The organism is Halovulum sp. GXIMD14794 (genome assembly GCF_054457455.1).
Genome location: NZ_JBTLNF010000003.1, coordinates 699944 through 716931 on the forward strand (window position 1 = coordinate 699944; position 16988 = coordinate 716931).

Genomic DNA, 16988 nt, shown 5'->3' on the forward strand with positions numbered 1-16988 from the left:
CTCAGCTTACCTTCTTCATGCGCGGGTCGAGCGCGTCGCGCAGCCCGTCGCCCAGCAGGTTCAGCGACAGCACGGTCAGGAAGATCGCAAGGCCGGGGAACATGGTGATCCACGCCGCCGAGTAGAGATAGGTCCGACCGTCCGCGATGATGTTGCCCCAGGTCGGTGCGGGCGGCGGCGGGCCGATGCCGATGAAGCTGAGCGCCGCCTCGGCCAGCACGGCGTCGGCGAAGATGAAGGTCATCTGCACGATCACCGGGGCCAGCGCGTTGGGGATCAGGTGGGTCAGGATGATCCGCGCCGGGCTTGCGCCCGAGGCACGTGCCGCCTCGACGAATTGCTGCTAAGCCACCACCAGGACCGAGGCGCGCACGATCCGCGCTGTCCTCGGAGCGTAGGCGACGCCGAGCGCCACCACCACGTTGATGACGCCCGGCCCGAGCACGGCTGCAAGCGCGATGGCCATGAGCAGCGTCGGGAACGCCTCGCCCGCGTCCATCACCCGCATGATCGGATTGTCGAGGCGCGGGAAATAGCCTGCCACCGCGCCGATCAGCACGCCCAGAACGGCGGCGATCACGACGACCGCCAGCCCGATCAACAGCGAGACATGCCCGCCGTAGAGCACGCGCGTCATCACGTCCCGGCCGAAACTGTCGGTGCCGAACGGATGCGACAGCGACGGGCCCTTGAACCGGTCCATGAGCGAGGTGTCCTCGGGGCCCAGAGGCGTCAGGAACGGGCCGAGCGCGGCGGCAAGGACGATCAGGCCGAAGATCGCGCCACCGATGAGCAGTGGCCAGTGCGCGCCCGATAGCGACAGGCGCAGGCGGCGCGTGCGCGGAGCTGCGGTGGAAAGGTCAGTCATAGCGCACCCTCGGGTCGAGCCAGGAATAGAGGATGTCCACCAGCAGGTTGATGAACACGAACGAGAAGGCGATCACCACGAGGCCGCCCTGCAGCACCGGGTAGTCGCGGCGCATGATGCCGTGCAGCATCAGCCGCCCCAGCCCGTTGAGCGAGAACACCGACTCGACCACGATTGCGCCCGCCATCGTCAGCGAGAAGGTGATGCCGATGACGGTGATGATGGGGATCATCGCGTTCTTCAGGGCGTGCTTGCCGATCACCTGCCGCTCGGCCAGCCCCTTGGCCTGTGCCGTTCGGACATAGTCCTGGCCCAGCTGCTCCAGCATCACCGAACGGGTGAAGCGCGAGATCTGACCCATTGTCGCCGTGCCCAGCGTCAGCGCGGGCAGCACCATCGACAGGAACCAGCCCGAGAGCGACTCGGCGGGGGAGACGAACCCGCCGGGCGGGAACCAGCCCAGCCCGACCGAGAAGATCAGGATGCCCACAAGGCCGAACCAGAAGTTCGGCACCGACACGCCGCAGAGCGCGACAGTCATCGCCGCCGCGTCGATCCAGGTGCGGTGGAACACGGCTGCGAGGATGCCCAGCGAGACGCCCATGACCGTCGCGAAGGCGATCGAGAGACCGGCGAGCGACAGGGTGACCGGCAACCGCTCGATGATGGCGTCGGTGACGGGGCGATTGAGGATATAGGAATAGCCGAGGTCGCCTCGGGCGAGGCCGCTCATCCATTCCCACAGCCGCGTGGGCCAGGGCTGGTCGAGGCCAAGCTGGCTGCGGATGAATTCAATCTCGTCAATGGTCGCGTCCTGCCCGGCGATGATCGCGGCGGCGTCTCCGGGGACGAGCTGCATGATAATGAAGGCGGTAATGCTGACCAGCAGCAGCACCGGAAAGGCGCTGATCAGGCGCTTGATGATGTAACGGCTCATGCCTGGGCCCTTGCGTCTGCCGCGGCCTTGGCCGCGATGGCCGCGTCGCGGTCGGCGATGACCTGGCGCGCGGTGTCCATGATGAATTCCAGTCCCGGACTGATCTGGCGGTTGCGGCGCCAGATCATGCCCGTTGCGCGCATCCGTGCGACCCGCTGTTCCGAGATGATCGCCAGCTCTCCCGAGACGACCGGGGGCGAGTGGCGCGGCTGAAAGCCCAGCAGGTCGCTCGACAACAGGGCACGGGTCGTGAGGTGCTTCTGGTAGCTTTCAAGCACGACATGCGGTTTCTCCATCCCGTGCTTGCGCGCGGTCGAGGTCAGCCAGTCCCAGGTGAGGTCCAACTGGCTGCACTCGCCGACAACCCAGCCGTACTGCATCATTTCCTCGAAACGGCATGGCCGGTCTAGTTGTGCCAGCGGATGCCCTTTTCGGGCGACGACGTGCAGTTGGCCATGGGTCAGTTCCTCGACGCAAAGCTCGGGCCCGAAGGGAACCGTCATCGACGAGAACGCGAGGTCGAGTTGCCCGTTCGTCAGTTTGGCCGTCAGCTCGGGTACGGATCCGGCGATGACGCTCATGCGCAGGCCGGGACGGGCCTCGTGGACCCGCACGAATATCTCGGGAAGCTGTTCGTGCACCCAGGTCTGCCCGGCGCCGATGCGGAAATGGCCGCTGGCGCCCTTGCGCATGGATTGCGCGATGGTGCCAAGGTCGCGCGTTTCGCGTTCGATCACCTGGGCGTAGTCCAGGAACAACCGCCCGAAGGGCGTCAGGATCGCGCCCTGCGGGCCACGGTCGAACAGCCGGACGCCGAACTCGTCCTCGATCCGCCGAACGATCTTGCTGAGCGCGGGCTGACCGATGCCAAGACGCTCGGACGCGGCCGAAAACCGGCCGGTCTCGGCGATCTCGCGGATCATACGTGCGTGGCGTGTTTCCATCCCGGCTCCCTTTGTCCGACCGGTCCTTCTTGGCCGGCTGGTTTTCAGGGAAGCTGCGGGATGAAGGGGGATTCAGGCAACGTCGATTGCGGGGGCACATTATTCCGGTTCGGAATGGCGCATGCCGGAACTCCGCGTTGCGAGGAAACATGACCTCCGCTCTGATCAGGGCATCCCAAGCGAGAACAAACATACCGGGAGGAAGGAATGAAACACGGATTGACCCTGGCATCGGCGGCGCTCGCGTCGCTGCTGCTGACCTCGCCTGCGCTGGCACAGGAGCCGGTCAAGGGCGGCGAGTTCGTCGTCGCGATGGCTGTCACCCTGTCCGAGCTGGACCCGCACGCGACCACCGGCCTGCCGACGCGCTATGTCGGCGCGCACCTCTACGAAGGCGTGCTGACGCGGGGCGAAACCGGCGAGATCATCCCTCAGCTTGCCGAAAGCTGGGAGATGAGCGAGGACGCCAAGACATATACTTTCGTGCTGCGCGAAGGTGTGACCTTTCACGACGGGTCGGGCTTCGATGCGGCGGATGTGGTCGCCTCGTGGGAGCGGATGCAGGAAAGCGGCATCGATCGTGGCGTCATGAGCCTGGTCGACCGGTTCGAGCAGGTCGACGACCGCACCGTACGCGTTCACATGACCGAGGCGAACCCGACCTTCCTCGACGGACTGTCCTCGCCAAGAGTAATCGTCGGTATCTTCCCCGAGGAGGTCGCCCGTGCCGCCAAGGAAGACTTCAAACCCATCGGAACCGGCCCGTTCAAGTTCGGCGAGTGGGTTCCCGATAGCCACATAACCCTCGAGCGCTTCGACGACTATGCCGCGCAGGACGGTGCCGCGCCCCGCGACGGTTTCGGCGGCAAACGCACCGCCCATGTCGACAGCGTCACCTTCCGCACTGTCCCCGAGGCCAGCGCGCAGCTTGCGGGCCTGCTGACCGGAGACTACCACGTCGCCGACCAGATATCGCCGCAGGATGTGCCGCGCCTCGAGGCGTCGGAAGACGTGCGCGCCGAGAAGATGCTGCCCTGGTACATGGTGCACCAGAGCTTCAATGCCTCGATCCCGCCCGCCGACGACGAGAACTTCCGAAAGGCGATCCAGGTCGGGCTCGACCTCGAGACGCTGATGGATTTCGCAACCGGCGGAAACTACCAGATGGGTCATGGCTGGCAGTACGAGGGCTATCCCTATCATTCCGAGGTCGGCAAGGAGACCTACAACCTCGGCGATGTCGAGGCCGCGAAAGAACTGCTGGCCAAAAGCGACTATGACGGGCAGGAACTTGAGATCCTGACGATCTCGGACGAGGCGGTGATGCGCGACTATGCCATCGCGCTGGCAGACCAACTGGGCAAGCTGGGCATCAAGTCGCGGATCAATGCACAGGATGCCGCGACCTGGTCGGCGCTGCTGCAGCAGAAGGACAGTTGGAACATCGTCATCGGCGGTTTCGGCATGGCGCCCTCGATCGGGCCTTTCGGAATGCTGCGGCACTATTCCGGTGACAACGCGATCCACGGGCTGAATGACCCGGATATCGAGGATGCGGTGAAGCGCGTGCGGACGTCGCTGACCTTCGAAGAACGCAAGCAGGCGTTCGAGGATTACCAGGCGGCTGTGCTGGGCAAGGCGCTGGCGATCCGCGCGGGGGCTGCCGGGATCTATGTCGGTGTCCGCGACGAGGTGCACAACTTCAAACCGTTCCGCGTGGTTCGCGCGTGGGACGTATGGCTCGATCCCCAGAACTGAGCCACTGGCCCCGCGCTGGTCGCGGGGCCTCTTTTCTTGCGGCCGCCAAGGCCCTCTCCGATTGTTGACCAAGGAGTGACGCGCATGACGACCGCGCCCGATATCCTGCTGATCCTCGCCGACCGCCACCGCCGCGACTATACCGGCCACGCAGGCGCAAGCCTGGTGCAGACGCCGAACATCGACCGGCTGGCGCGGGGCGGGATCTGGTTCGACCGCGCGGCCGCGATCTTTCCCCAGTCCGGCCCGTCTCTGGCCTCGGTGCTCGGCGGCACCTATCCTCAGCCGGACGCGGTCGCGCCCGCGCTGGGGGACAGCCCGCTGGGACGGGCCATGGCCCAGGCTGGGTATGCGCTGGTCGAGGTTCCGCCCGGCGCCGATCTGACCGCAACCGCCCGTGCCGGAGCCGAAGCGATCCGCACCGCGTGCGATGGTCCGCGGCTGTTGGTCGTGCGTTTGCCCGCCATCGACGGTGAGACCGACGATCTGCCGATCGAAGCGCTGGTCCCGTATCGCGGCAACGGTATCCCGCTCGCGATGCATTTCGCCGCCGTCACCGCGCTCGACATGGCGGTTGGGATGTTGCTTGCCGCGCTGGAGGGCAGCGCGCAGGCGGACAGGACCGCAGTGATCTATGCCTCTGTGGTCGGCGATCAGCTGAAGTTCCGCGACGCCGCGAACCGAACCAACACCTGCTACGACGACTGCATCCGGGTGCCCCTGATCCTGCGCCTGCCGGGCGGCCCCGAGGGCATGCGCCGAGAAGAACTTGTGGGCTTGCATGACCTTGCGCCGACGATCTGCGCGCTTGGCGGCACGGACCTACCGGCCGGGCAGGGCGCTTCGGTGCTGCCGCTGCTGAAAGGCGGCGCGCCCTGGCGCACGTCGCTCTACCTGCATAACCGGCACCTGCGGCACATCGCGGTCTCGTTCGTCGAGGGGCGGGCCTATTACGGCACGTTCCCGCCCTGGGATCAGCGTGCGATCTGGGACGGGCGGCACAAGCTGATCCTCAGTTTCGAGGACGGACGGCGCAGCCTGTTCGACACCGGGATCGACCCCGAGGAGGAGTTCGACCTCTACGGCGCGCCGGTTCGCCGCACGCCGATGGACGAACTGATCCGTTTCCGCGACACCGGGCCCAAGGTGGTCGAACTGGCGACCGAAATGGCCGCCTGGGCCGACCGCATGGGCGACGCCGAAGGGCGCGATCTGGCCCGGCAGGTCGCAGCCAATCCGCAGCCGATGCACAGACCTCTCGGCAAGCGCATCTGATCCGCGAACAGGAGCCGACATGACCGACCGTCCCAACATCATCCTTCTGTTCAGCGACCAGCAGCGCGCCGACAGCCTGCCGTGCTACGGCAACAGTTTCGTGCACACCCCCTATCTCGACCGGATGGCGCAGGAAGGCACGGTGTTCACCCAGTGCCGCACCGTGTTTCCCGTCTGCACCCCGGCGCGAGCGTCCATGTGGACCGGGCTCTACCCCCACAGTCACGGGATCGAGCGCAATGTCTACGGCGTCTCGGATCTGCTGAGCGAACGCGGCCTGACCGACCGGACCATGTTCGCGCTGCTCAAGGGTGCCGGTTACGACCTGGGTTACTGGGGCAAGTGGCACCTGGGCGACGACAATCCGGGGCCGTTCGACGAATGGCACAGCTTCAACTCGCTGGGCGGGCACTGGGTCGATCACCGGCAGCATTTCCAGGGCGGCACCTATGTGCCGGACCGCGACACCGACGACATGATTACCTGGATGCGCGAACGTGACCGGACCAACCCGTTCTGCGCCGTCCTGTCATGGTACCCGCCGCATGATCCGTTTTCCTGCCCGCTCGATACGATGGACCATTACCGCCGACTGGGCGTGCCGCACCCGGGCTATTACGGCTCGGTCACCGCGCTCGATCGCTGCGTCGGCCGGGTTATGGCCGCGCTGGAAGAGCAGGGCGAGGCCGAGAACACCGTCGTGTTCTACTACTCAGACCACGGCGAGACGTTCCGCGCCCGCGACGGCGTGACCTCGAAGTTCGTCTGCACCGAGGATTCGGTCCATGTCCCGTTCATGATGCGGGGACCTGGGGTCCCACAGGCCGCGCGTTGCGACGGGCTGATCGGCCTGCACGACCTCATGCCGACGGTGCTGGACCTCGCCGGGATCGATGCGCCCGCCGAGATTGAAGGTCGCAGCGTCCTGCCGCTCCTGCGCGGCGAGGCGGAGGACTGGCGCCGCGTGAACTATATCGAAAACGAGACCCACACGATCATGCGCGGCAGCGAAGCGCCGGTGCTGCCGCGCCGCCGCCAGCGCGCGGTCTGCGACGGCCGTTTCAAGCTGATCCTCGGTCCCGACGAGTTGCGCCTGTTCGACGTTCACAACGATCCCGAAGAACGCCTCGATATCGCCGCCGACCAGCCAGCGCGATGCAAGGCTCTTCTGGCCGAGCTTCACGCCGAGGCAAAGCGCACCGAGGATACCGCCGGACTTGGCCTCGTTGAAGCTATTGTCGAACGGATGGTCCCGGAGCGTGAGATCTCCATGTCTGGCTAATCCCTCGGGGGGGGGATGGGCCGACGGGGCACCATGGATCGATATCCGCGAGCGCTGTGGATTGTCTACTACCATACTTGTCTGCAATCGCGGAACACGCTACCTCTGCCGGCCAAACGGAGGAAGCAAATGCGGCAGACTTGGCGCTGGTTCGGACCGCACGATGCGGTCGGGATCGACGAGATCATGCAGGCCGGAGTCGAAGGCGTCGTGACAGCACTTCACCACGTGCCGACCGGACAAGTCTGGACCGAGGCCGAAATCGCCAAGCGGCAGCGGCAAATCGCGACCCGGGCCGATGGCGCGCCCTCGGGTCTGAAGTGGGAAGTGGTCGAAAGCCTGCCGGTCTCGGAGGCGATCAAGAAGCAGACAGGGGACTGGCGCGCACATCTCGATGCCTATCGAGAGAGCATGGCGAACCTCGCCGCCGCCGGGATCGAGGTGATCTGCTACAATTTCATGCCGGTGCTTGACTGGACCCGCACTGACTTGGCCTGGCGTCTGCCCCACGGTGGGACCGCGATGCGGTTCGACCTCGTGGATTTCGCCGCGTTCGACATCCACATCCTCAGACGGCCCGGTGCCGTCGAGGATTTCCCCGCGGCCGTCGTCGCCGAAGCTGCCGAGCGTTTTGCCCGCATGGACGGGCCGGCGCAAGCCGCGCTGACGAGCAACATCGTCAGCGGTCTGCCTGGCGCGGCGGAGCATTTCACGCTGGACGATGTGAAGGCGCATCTGGCCGAGTACGCCAATATCGCGCCCGAGAGGCTGCGCGCACACCTGATCGATTTCCTCGCCGAGGTCGCGCCCGAGGCCGAGCGCCTGGGCCTGAGGCTGTGCTGTCACCCGGACGATCCCCCGTTCCCGCTGCTTGGGTTGCCGCGGATCATGTCGACCGAGGCAGACTACAGGTCGATCATGGATGCGGTTGACCTGCAGGCGAATGGGGTGACGCTGTGTTCGGGATCGCTTGGTGCGCGGCCGGACAACGATTTGTCGGACATGATGGAGCGTTTGGGCGACCGGGTGCATTTCCTGCACCTGCGCAATGTCCTGCGCGAGACGCCGGGAGTGCCCTGTTCCTTCCACGAGGCAGAGCATCTGCGCGGCGGCACCGATATGGTCGCGCTCATCAAGGCCGTGGTGGCGGAAGAGAAACGCCGCCGCGAAGCCGGACGGCGCGACGCCTCGATCCCCTTCCGACCAGACCACGGGCAGGACATCCTCGACGATCTGAACCGCAAGGTGCAGCCCGGCTATCCGCTGATCGGCCGCCTAAAGGGGCTCGCGGAACTGCGCGGCATCGTGACTGCTCTCGAGCATCGGCCGTGACGCGCCTCACCCGCGCCGCGCTTGCCGCACTGCCAAAGAGTATGGCGCCCGGCTATACCCCCAAGGCGCACGGCATCGGCATCCTGCATCTAGGTCTCGGCGCCTTCCACAGGGCGCATCAGGCAGCCTATACCGATGACGCGCTGGCGGCGGAGGGCGGCGACTGGCGCATTGCCTCGGTCAGTTTGCGCTCTACCGGGACGGTCGATGCGCTGACGGCTCAGGACAACCTCTACACGCTGATCGAATGCGGGAAGGACGGTTTGCGGTCCCGTTTGATCGGCGCGATAGGGCAGAGCATCGCCGCCGCCCGCAATCCCGGCGCAGCCGTCGAGATCCTGGCCCGTCCCGAGATCTGCGTCGTCACGCTCACGGTGACCGAGAAGGCCTATGGCGTCGACCGCACCGCCCGAGATTGCGATCCTGGGCATCCGGCCGTCGCTGCCGACCTGGCCGATCCTCACAATCCAAAAGGCGTACTCGGGACGCTGGTCGAGGGGCTGCGTCGCCGCCGCGCGGCGGGGTTCGAGGCCCCGGCGATCCTCAGTTGCGACAATCTTCCGCACAACGGTGCACTGCTTCGGGCGGGCGTCCTGGGGTTCGCACGCCGCGTTGATCCGGACCTGGCCGACTGGATCGGGCGTAGCGCCACTTTTCCCTCGTCGATGGTCGACCGCATCACTCCGGCGGCGAGCGCCGAGACGCTGGCCAAGGCAATGCGCCTCACCGGGTTGGAGGACGCCGCGGCGATCGAGACCGAGCCCTTCGCTCAATGGGTGATCGAGGACGATTTCCCTCTTGGCCGTCCGGCGTGGGAGACGGCAGGTGCGACCTTCGTTTCGGACGTGGTGCCCTACGAGAAGATGAAGCTCCGGATGCTGAACGGCGCGCATTCGCTGATCGCCTATGTGAGCGTCGTTGCAGGCTATGAATACGTTCGCGACGCAATGGCCAACCCGGCGCTGGCGGTGCTGACCGACCGTCACATGGCGGCCGCTGCGCGGACCGTCGGCGCGTTGCCGGGCATAGATCTGGACCAGTACCGGGCCGATCTTCTAGATCGTTTCGCCAATCCCGAGATTGCCCACCGAACCGCGCAGATCGCGATGGACGGAACCGAAAAGCTGCCCCAGCGCATCTTCGAACCGGCTACGAAGGATCCGGCGCCAAGCTTCGCCTTCGCTCTGGCCGCGTGGATGCGCTACTGCCTAGGAACGACCGACAGCGGCGAAACCTATGACCTGAACGATCCGCGTGAAGCGGAACTTCGAGCCGCCGTCGAAGGCGCCGGGCGCGATGCGGACGCGGTCTTCGACGCACTGGTCGGCCTACCCGCGCTAGTGCCTGCGCCGCTCGCCACCGGCACGTTCCGAAATGCCGTGATCCAACGGCTGGGAACCATGCTGAAAGACGGTATGGTCGGGGCCATCCACAGAGAAATAGAGTGACCTGGCCTAGTGCCGTTTTCCCGGATGTACTGTCCACTGAAATCTGGATCGTTTGAAGCTGACGTTATCAGCTAGTATTTCCTCGCAGCGAGAGGAGTGGAAACGCACGAAGGTCTCGAAGGTCACGGCGGCGCAGAAAACGTTCATTCTGAAGCAGGGCGAGCAAGGCACGAAGGTAGCGGAGATTTGCCGCGCCGTCGCCATTCCAAAGACCTGGGTCTCGACGCTGAAATGTTCAGTGCACTCATCCTTGCGAACAGTGGTCCCGGGCGCCGGCAAAATATTCGGGGGATCTTCTGCAGGATTTACATTCACGCACACTCGAGAACTCCAATTATCGGGGCGCGGCGACGGTAAGGCCGCTACCCCCGATGGCCTCACGCGCGACCAACCTGGCGCGCAAGGCAATTTCTAAACCCTTGATCAGCCTTGCGCGCGGCCGAGCACCCGGAGACGGCTGTCCCATTCGCCTCGGTCGACGTAGCAGCCGTGCAGGTGGCGGTAGCCGGTTGAAGGGTCGAAGGCCTCGCGACCGTGCAGGACGCGGCGGTTGTCGAAGACCACCATCTCCCCTCCAGAGAGCCTCAGCGCGATGCCGTAGGCAGGATCGCGGGTCATCTCCATGAAGAGCCGATAGGCGCGGTAGAAAGCCTTCAGCCAAGAGGGCTCGAGATCGAGAATATCCGCGAGGTGCGCGTTGAAGCAGATCTCGGAAACCGCACCGCGCGTGTCGAGCGTGATCACGGCCTTGCGCGCGCGGATGTCGTTGTGGCGGTCATGGAAGCGGAAGGGGACCGTCACTGTCGACAGGACCTCGAACGCCTCCGCGTCGCGCGCACGCAGATCCTCGGCGACGGCGACCCCGTCGCAGAAGGTCGACCCGCCGCCCTTCGCCTCGTTGGCGAGGCAGTGGAGGAACTGGTAGCCCGGCGGCAATTCCTGGTTGGTCAGGTCGGTGTGCAGCGGAAGCGCGTCCGAAGTGTAGGCAAGGTTGTTCGGATCCGGCTTCGACACGACCTCGAAGGTCAGGCCGAAATTCGTCTCGCGCAGGTGGCCGACGCGCCGCGCGATCGCCTCACCGGCCTCGGTGGTGTCGGCCAGCCCTGTCACGATGGAAAGACCGTAGCGCTTGGTCTCGGTCAGCCACTCCGCCAGAGCCCTGTCCGAGGTCATGAGGCCGTTCGCATCGTGGCGCGGCACGCCGGCGCCGCCTAGATCGGCCCGCCATGCAATTGGAGCGACGTCCGCCGGATCATGGCGGCGCTGGCCTGGCCTGTGGGCCTTGATCCAGTTCAGATCGAAACGGCTCGGGGATTTCTGGTCATCCCATGTGACGAAGAGTTCCTGCGGCGTCAGTTCGGCCTTGCTCGGCGCGACGTCGAGCGGCACCTGCGTCAGATCGAAGGTGCGCTCGCCGGTCTGCGGATGGAAGCCCGAGGGGTCCGTATCGCGAAGCCAGATGTAGGGGAACTCGCCGACGGTCCCATCGGACCAGCGGATCTCGAGGCCCTCGGCCCCGGTGGTGAGGGTGGGTTGCATGTATGTCTCCGGAAAGCTGAGAAGATCAGGCGTGGTGGCTCAGCCGATCCGCGGGGGCGGCCACCATTCGTGGGCCTTCGCGTGAGGATGGCCCGGAGATCTTCCCAAGACGGTGCGCATGCTTTCGAAGACTCATTTGGTGGGTGCAGCAAATACGGATGCCGCGCTCCGCGCAAGCAGATCATTCGGTCGGAGATACGAACAGGCTGAAACGGAGCAACCGGCGCGATCTGCGCCGGCTGAAGGGTTTGCCGTCATGCTTCGGTCTGTCGGCCGGACAGCGTTCCGAGCGACGCCAGGCGGTTCAGGCCGCGTCCGTCAGGCAAACCACCAGCGCTCGACGGCGCGCAGGCCGTCCAGGGTCCAGTTGTTGCCGACGGTTTCGGGTGTGGCAATCGCGTTGCTGTGGGCCATGACGTAGCTCGCGAACAGCGGGATGACCGCGCCGCCCTGGGTGCGGACGATTTCCTGCATTTCGCGGTACATCTCGGCGCGCTTCGCCTCGTCAAGCTCGGACCGGGCTTCCAGCAGCAGGCTGTCGAACCGCTCGTGCGACCAGAACGTGTCGTTCCAGGCGGCGCCGGATGCGTAGGTCAGCGAGAACATCCAGTCCTCGGTCGGGCGGCCGCCCCAGTAGACCGCGCAGAAGGGCTTCTTCATCCAGACGTCCGACCAGTAGCCGTCGTTGGGCTCGCGCCGGACCTCGATGTTGATCCCTGCCGCGCGGGCACTTTCGGAGTAGAGCAGGGCGGCATCGACCGCGCCGCCGAAGGCTGCGTCCGCAGCGGACAGCGCGACGTCGACCGACTCGAGGCCCGCTTCCTTGAGGTGGAACTTCGCCTTGTCCGGGTCATAGCTGGTCTGCTCGAGATCGGCGGCGTGGTACCGGTTCGAGCGCCCGATCGGATGGTCGTTACCGACCTCGCCGTAGCCGAACAGGATCTTGTCGACGAGCTCCTGCCGATTGATTCCGTATTTCAGCGCCAGGCGCACGTTGTTGTCATCGAACGGGCCGACGCGGGTATCCATCGCGAAGCTGTAGTGCTGCGTTCCGGTCTTCGAGAGGACCGTGACGTTGGGCGCCCGCTCGAACAGCGAGACGGTCTTGAGATCGACCTGGTCGATCACGTCGACCGAGCCGGTCATCAGCGCGGACTGGCGGGCGGCCGCGTCGAGGATCGTAAGCAGCGACACCGAGTCGAAATGGGCGCGATCCGACTTCCAGTAATTCTCGTGCCGAACGAGGTCGGCTCGCACGCCTGGCTCGAACGTATCGAGCTTGTAGGCGCCGCAGCCGTCGGTGCCGGTCGGATCGATCTTCCCGTCCGAGGACGGCTTGATTGCCAGGTGGTAATCGCTGACCTGGAAGGGGAAGTCGGCATTTCCTTCGCGCAGGGTGATCGTGACGGTGTCGCCGTCCGCAACGATTTCGGTGATCGGTTCGACGATCGGCTTCGCGGCCGAAGTCGACTCGTCGCCGCGGTGGTAGTTGATCGACGCGGCCACGTCCTCGGCGGTCACGGTCCCGCCGGAGTGGTACTCGATCCCCGGGCGCAGCTTGAAGGTCCAGACCCGGGCGTCAGGGCTGGCTTCCCAGCTTTCGGCGACCTCGCCGATGATCGAGCCGTCCGCGGCGACCTCGGTCAGGAAACCGTTCATCGCAGTCCCGAGGGTCTGGGTGAAGACATGGGACCAGCTGCCCGGATCAAGGCTGTCCGATGTGTTGCCGGCGGCGATCCCGATGCGAAGCGTCCCGCCCTTCTTCGGCTGCGAAAAGGCCTGCCCGGCGGGAAGGATCAGGCCGGCGGCGGTAAGCGCCGTGCCCCCCTGGAGCACGGAACGCCTGGAGATCGCGCGCGCTGAAAGAAGTTTCCTCGAAGCCATGGTGATACTCTCCCTGTGCGGATTTGGATCCGACTTGCGTGACATTTGGAATGCGCCTCGACGCTGCGCCCGAAGGCTCAGGCAATCGCCGCACGGGGTCAACCGCTTTTTTGATTGATCCGTCAGTCAATAAAATCCATGGTCGCGCGGAGCGAACAAGGTGCGGGACGCGCGATGCCGAAAATCGGAATGCAGCCGATCCGGATGAACGGTCTGGTCGAGGCGGCGATCATGGAGATCGGGGCGACCGGGTCGCTCGACATAACCGTGAGCCAGATCGCCCGGCGCGCCGGCGTCTCGAGCGCGCTGGCGCACCACTACTTCGGAACCAAGGAACGGCTTTTCCTCTCGGCGATGCGGCACATCCTGTCGCAGTTCGGTGCAGAGGTGCGCAGCCGCCTTGCCGCCGCGAAGACGCCGGGCGCACGGCTTGATGCGATCATCGAGGCCAGTTTCGACGATCTGAATTTCCGGCCCGAGGTCGTCAGCGCCTGGCTCAACTTCTATGTCCGCGCAAGGTCGCAGCCCGACATCGCGTACCTGCTGTCAGTCTACCGCCGACGCCTGCGCTCGAACCTTGTCCAAGCGTTGAGGGCAGGTGGCTACGCGCAGCCGGAGATTCGTGCCGAGGCGATCGCCGCGATGATCGACGGGCTCTACCTGCGCCAGAGCCTTGCCGCAAAGAACGAGCGGTCCTCGGGAACGCTTGTCCTGAAGGATTACATTTCCCTGCTGCCCAAGGAGCCGACGTGACTCGGCCGAATATCCTCGTGATCATGGTCGACCAGCTGACCGGAACCCTGTTCGAGGACGGTCCGGCGGAGTGGCTGCACGCCCCGAACCTGCGGCGCCTTGCAGAGCGCTCGGTCCGGTTCGCGAATGCCTACACGGCCTCGCCGCTGTGCGCCCCCGCACGGGCCTCCTTCATGACCGGCAAGCTGCCGTCCCGGACACGCGTCTACGACAATGCGGCAGAGCTGTCCTCGGACCTGCCGACCTATGCGCATCACCTCCGCCGGGCAGGCTATGCGACATGCCTCGCGGGCAAGATGCATTTCGTCGGGCCGGATCAGCTCCACGGGTTCGAAGAGCGTCTGACCACGGACATCTACCCGGCCGATTTCGGATGGACCCCGGACTATCGCAAGCCGGGCGAGCGGATCGACTGGTGGTATCACAACCTCGGCTCGGTCACCGGTGCCGGTGTCGCCGAGATCACCAACCAGATGGAGTATGACGACGAGGTCGCGTTTCTCGCACAGCAGAAGCTCTATGACCTGTCTCGCGGCCAGGATGCCCGGCCCTGGTGCCTCACCGTCAGCTTCACTCATCCGCACGACCCCTATGTCGCGCGCCGGAAGTTCTGGGATCTCTACGAGGATTGCGAACACCTGGCGCCGGCGGTTCCGGCCATGGCCTACAAGGATCACGACCCGCACTCGCAGCGGATCTTCGACGCGAACGACTGGCAGAAGTTCGAGATAACCGAGCGGGACATCGCGCGGGCGCGGCGCGCCTATTTCGCTAACGTCAGCTACCTTGACGAGAAGATCGGGGACCTGCTTGCGACGCTGGAGGCGACCCGCCAGGAAGCGGCGATCCTCTTCGTCTCCGACCACGGCGATATGCTGGGCGAGCGTGGGCTGTGGTTCAAGATGAGCTTCTTCGAGGGCTCTTCACGCGTGCCGCTGATGATCTCGGCGCCCGGCCTCGAACCCGGGTGCATTACCGAGCCTGTCTCGACAATCGACATCGCCCCCACGCTCGCCGATCTGGCCGGGGTCGCGATGGACGAGGTCGCGCCCTGGACCGAGGGCGAGAGCCTGCTTCCCATCGCGTCCGGGCATCCGCGCTCAAAACCGGTGGCGATGGAGTATGCCGCCGAAGCCTCCTATGCCCCGCTGGTGGCGCTGCGTGACGGACGGTGGAAGTACACGCGCTGCGCCCTGGACCCCGAACAGCTCTTCGATCTCGAGACCGATCCGCACGAACTGATGAACCTCGCGACCTCACCGGATCATGCGCAGGTGCTGGGGGACTTGCGGCGGAAGGCCGATGAAAGGTGGGACCTTACCCGGTTCGACGACGAGGTTCGGGAAAGTCAGGCGCGCAGATGGGTGGTCTACGACGCACTGCGTGAAGGCCGATACGCGCCGTGGGAATACCAGCCGGTCCGCGATGCCTCGGACCGCTTCATGCGCAATCACATGGACCTGAACATGGTCGAGGAAAACCAGCGTTACCCGAGGGGCGAATGATGCGAAACGTTCAGCCGAAAGCCAGCCACTTCGTAAACGGCGCGCCGCTCGAGGATACCGAGGGGGCCGCGATGGAGGTGATCTATCCCGCGACGGGTGCGACGGTCGCGACCGTTCACGCGGCAACGCCTTCGGTGGTCGACGCGGCGCTCGGCGCTGCCGCTCGCGCTCAAGCGGACTGGGAAGAGATGGGCGGGGCCGCGCGGGGCAGGGTGCTGCGTCGCGCCGCCGATCTGCTGCGCGAGCGGAACCGAGAGCTGTCGGAACTGGAGACCATCGACACGGGCAAGCCGCTGTCCGAAACCCTTGTGGCGGACGCGGCTTCGGCGGCGGACGCGCTGGAGTATTTCGGAGGGCTGGCGGCGGGTTTGACCGGCTCGCACATCCGCCTGCCGGGCGGCGATTTCGTCTACACGACGCGGCGCGCTCTTGGCGTCGCGGTCGGCATCGGTGCCTGGAACTACCCGATCCAGATCGCCGGTTGGAAGGCAGCTCCCGCGCTCGCCTGCGGCAATACGATGGTCTTCAAGCCGTCCGAGACCACGCCGCTTTCCGCCCTGGCGCTTGCCGAAATCCTTACAGAGGCCGGCGCTCCGCCGGGTGTCTTCAACGTGGTTCAGGGCGCTGGCGGTGTCGGCAGTGCGCTAGTCACGGACCCGCGCGTGGCGAAAGTGTCGCTGACAGGTTCGGTCCCCACGGGCCGCAAGGTCTACGCCGCCGCGGCCGAGGGCATCCGCCACGTCACCATGGAACTGGGCGGCAAGTCGCCCCTGGTCGTGTTCGACGATGCGACGCTCGAGGACGCGGTTTCCGGCGCGATCCTCGGCAATTTCTACTCGACGGGGCAGATCTGCTCGAACGGCACCCGCGTCTTCGTCCAGCGGGGCATCAAGGATGCGTTCCTGAGCCGCCTCAGCGTGCGCATGGGCAACGCCGTGGTCGGCGATCCGCTGGACGAGGCGACCACGATCGGCCCGATGGTTTCGGCCCGGCAACGCGAGATCGTCGAGGGCTACATTCGCAAGGGACAGGAAGAGGGCGCGCAGCTGGTCGCCGGCGGCAAGCGGATCGACCGGTCGGGGTTCTACCTGGAGCCGACGCTGTTCGCCGACGTCACCGATGACATGACGATCGCCCGCGAAGAGATCTTCGGCCCCGTCATGTCGGTGCTGGAGTTCGACACCGAGGACGAAGTGATCGCGCGGGCCAACGACACAAGCTACGGGCTCGCCGCCGGAGTGTTCACCAACGACATCAGCCGCGCGCACCGGGTCATCGACCGCATCGACGCGGGCACCGGCTATATCAACACGTACAACCTGACCCCGGTCGAGGCGCCCTTCGGCGGTACCAAGGCTTCGGGCGTGGGTCGTGAAAACGGCCACGAGGCGCTGAACCACTGGTCCGAGCCGCGCTCGGTCTATGTCGGGATGTCCCGGGTGGAGGCTCCGTTCTGACCATGG

12 protein-coding genes and 1 pseudogene are annotated in these 16988 nt (G+C 65.7%); 8 read left to right on the forward strand and 5 right to left on the reverse strand.

Features of this window, described 5'->3' with window-relative positions:
- Nucleotide 1: 1 nt before the first annotated feature.
- From ACW9UR_RS05585 to ACW9UR_RS05595, 3 genes and pseudogenes are all read right to left on the reverse strand, one after another.
- Nucleotides 2-868: pseudogene (locus ACW9UR_RS05585) on the reverse strand (ABC transporter permease).
- The gene (locus ACW9UR_RS05590; protein ID WP_458915935.1) at nucleotides 861-1805 is read right to left on the reverse strand and encodes an ABC transporter permease; all 945 of its coding nucleotides are present in this window, start codon (nucleotides 1803-1805) and stop codon (nucleotides 861-863) included. The pseudogene ACW9UR_RS05585 and the gene ACW9UR_RS05590 overlap by 8 nt, the downstream one beginning before the upstream one ends.
- Nucleotides 1802-2749, reverse strand: coding sequence for a LysR family transcriptional regulator (locus tag ACW9UR_RS05595; RefSeq protein ID WP_458915936.1), 948 nt, complete (start codon nucleotides 2747-2749; stop codon nucleotides 1802-1804). Before ACW9UR_RS05595 ends, ACW9UR_RS05590 begins: the two co-directional genes overlap by 4 nt.
- Before the next feature lie 207 nt (nucleotides 2750-2956).
- On the opposite strand from ACW9UR_RS05595, the gene ACW9UR_RS05600 reads away from it, so the two are divergent.
- The 5 genes from ACW9UR_RS05600 (at nucleotide 2957) to ACW9UR_RS05620 (ending at nucleotide 9844) form a co-directional block, all read left to right on the forward strand.
- Nucleotides 2957-4507: an ABC transporter substrate-binding protein gene (locus ACW9UR_RS05600; RefSeq protein WP_458915937.1), complete on the forward strand. Its 1551-nt coding sequence runs from the start codon at nucleotides 2957-2959 to the stop codon at nucleotides 4505-4507.
- 84 nt (nucleotides 4508-4591) lie between these two features.
- On the forward strand, nucleotides 4592-5782 hold the full coding sequence (locus ACW9UR_RS05605) for a sulfatase family protein (protein WP_458915938.1): 1191 nt from the start codon (nucleotides 4592-4594) through the stop codon (nucleotides 5780-5782).
- Between the two features lie 19 nt (nucleotides 5783-5801).
- Nucleotides 5802-7064, forward strand: a complete 1263-nt coding sequence (locus ACW9UR_RS05610) for a sulfatase family protein (protein WP_458915939.1) — start codon at nucleotides 5802-5804, stop codon at nucleotides 7062-7064.
- A 129-nt stretch (nucleotides 7065-7193) separates the two neighbouring features.
- Nucleotides 7194-8396, forward strand: coding sequence for a mannonate dehydratase (gene uxuA, locus ACW9UR_RS05615; RefSeq protein ID WP_458915940.1), 1203 nt, complete (start codon nucleotides 7194-7196; stop codon nucleotides 8394-8396).
- A complete protein-coding gene (locus ACW9UR_RS05620) occupies nucleotides 8393-9844 on the forward strand; it encodes a mannitol dehydrogenase family protein (RefSeq protein WP_458915941.1) in 1452 nt (483 codons plus the stop codon). The genes uxuA and ACW9UR_RS05620 overlap by 4 nt, the downstream gene beginning before the upstream one ends.
- Before the next feature lie 423 nt (nucleotides 9845-10267).
- On the opposite strand, the gene ACW9UR_RS05625 is transcribed toward ACW9UR_RS05620, so the two are convergent.
- Both ACW9UR_RS05625 and ACW9UR_RS05630 read right to left on the reverse strand, forming a co-directional pair.
- On the reverse strand, nucleotides 10268-11383 hold the full coding sequence (locus ACW9UR_RS05625) for a TauD/TfdA family dioxygenase (protein ID WP_458915942.1): 1116 nt from the start codon (nucleotides 11381-11383) through the stop codon (nucleotides 10268-10270).
- Between the two features lie 318 nt (nucleotides 11384-11701).
- Complete coding sequence (locus tag ACW9UR_RS05630; protein ID WP_458915943.1) at nucleotides 11702-13267, reverse strand: ABC transporter substrate-binding protein; 1566 nt, start codon at nucleotides 13265-13267, stop codon at nucleotides 11702-11704.
- A 174-nt stretch (nucleotides 13268-13441) separates the two neighbouring features.
- Between ACW9UR_RS05630 and betI the strand changes: the two genes are divergently transcribed.
- The 3 genes from betI to betB are packed head-to-tail and all read left to right on the forward strand — an operon-like array spanning nucleotide 13442 to nucleotide 16982.
- Nucleotides 13442-14020 carry a choline-binding transcriptional repressor BetI gene (gene betI / locus ACW9UR_RS05635; RefSeq protein ID WP_458915944.1) on the forward strand — a complete coding sequence of 193 codons (579 nt, stop codon included), beginning with the start codon at nucleotides 13442-13444 and terminating at the stop codon, nucleotides 14018-14020.
- A complete protein-coding gene (gene betC, locus ACW9UR_RS05640) occupies nucleotides 14017-15525 on the forward strand; it encodes a choline-sulfatase (RefSeq protein WP_458915945.1) in 1509 nt (502 codons plus the stop codon). Before betI ends, betC begins: the two co-directional genes overlap by 4 nt.
- Entirely contained in the window at nucleotides 15522-16982 is a 1461-nt protein-coding gene (gene betB / locus ACW9UR_RS05645) for a betaine-aldehyde dehydrogenase (protein ID WP_458915946.1), read from the forward strand. Before betC ends, betB begins: the two co-directional genes overlap by 4 nt.
- Nucleotides 16983-16988: the final 6 nt, after the last annotated feature.

What these genes read in the sequence shown, in the direction of transcription:
- ACW9UR_RS05605 (WP_458915938.1), top strand. Translation starts at nt 4,592, where the DNA reads ATGACGACCGCGCCCGATATCCTGCTGATCCTCGCCGACCGCCACCGC.
- ACW9UR_RS05610 (WP_458915939.1), top strand. Translation starts at nt 5,802, where the DNA reads ATGACCGACCGTCCCAACATCATCCTTCTGTTCAGCGACCAGCAGCGC.
- uxuA (WP_458915940.1), top strand. Translation starts at nt 7,194, where the DNA reads ATGCGGCAGACTTGGCGCTGGTTCGGACCGCACGATGCGGTCGGGATC.
- betB (WP_458915946.1), top strand. Translation starts at nt 15,522, where the DNA reads ATGATGCGAAACGTTCAGCCGAAAGCCAGCCACTTCGTAAACGGCGCG.
- ACW9UR_RS05630 (WP_458915943.1), bottom strand. Translation starts at nt 13,267, where the DNA reads ATGGCTTCGAGGAAACTTCTTTCAGCGCGCGCGATCTCCAGGCGTTCC.
- ACW9UR_RS05595 (WP_458915936.1), bottom strand. Translation starts at nt 2,749, where the DNA reads ATGGAAACACGCCACGCACGTATGATCCGCGAGATCGCCGAGACCGGC.
- betI (WP_458915944.1), top strand. Translation starts at nt 13,442, where the DNA reads ATGCCGAAAATCGGAATGCAGCCGATCCGGATGAACGGTCTGGTCGAG.
- ACW9UR_RS05625 (WP_458915942.1), bottom strand. Translation starts at nt 11,383, where the DNA reads ATGCAACCCACCCTCACCACCGGGGCCGAGGGCCTCGAGATCCGCTGG.
- ACW9UR_RS05590 (WP_458915935.1), bottom strand. Translation starts at nt 1,805, where the DNA reads ATGAGCCGTTACATCATCAAGCGCCTGATCAGCGCCTTTCCGGTGCTG.
- ACW9UR_RS05600 (WP_458915937.1), top strand. Translation starts at nt 2,957, where the DNA reads ATGAAACACGGATTGACCCTGGCATCGGCGGCGCTCGCGTCGCTGCTG.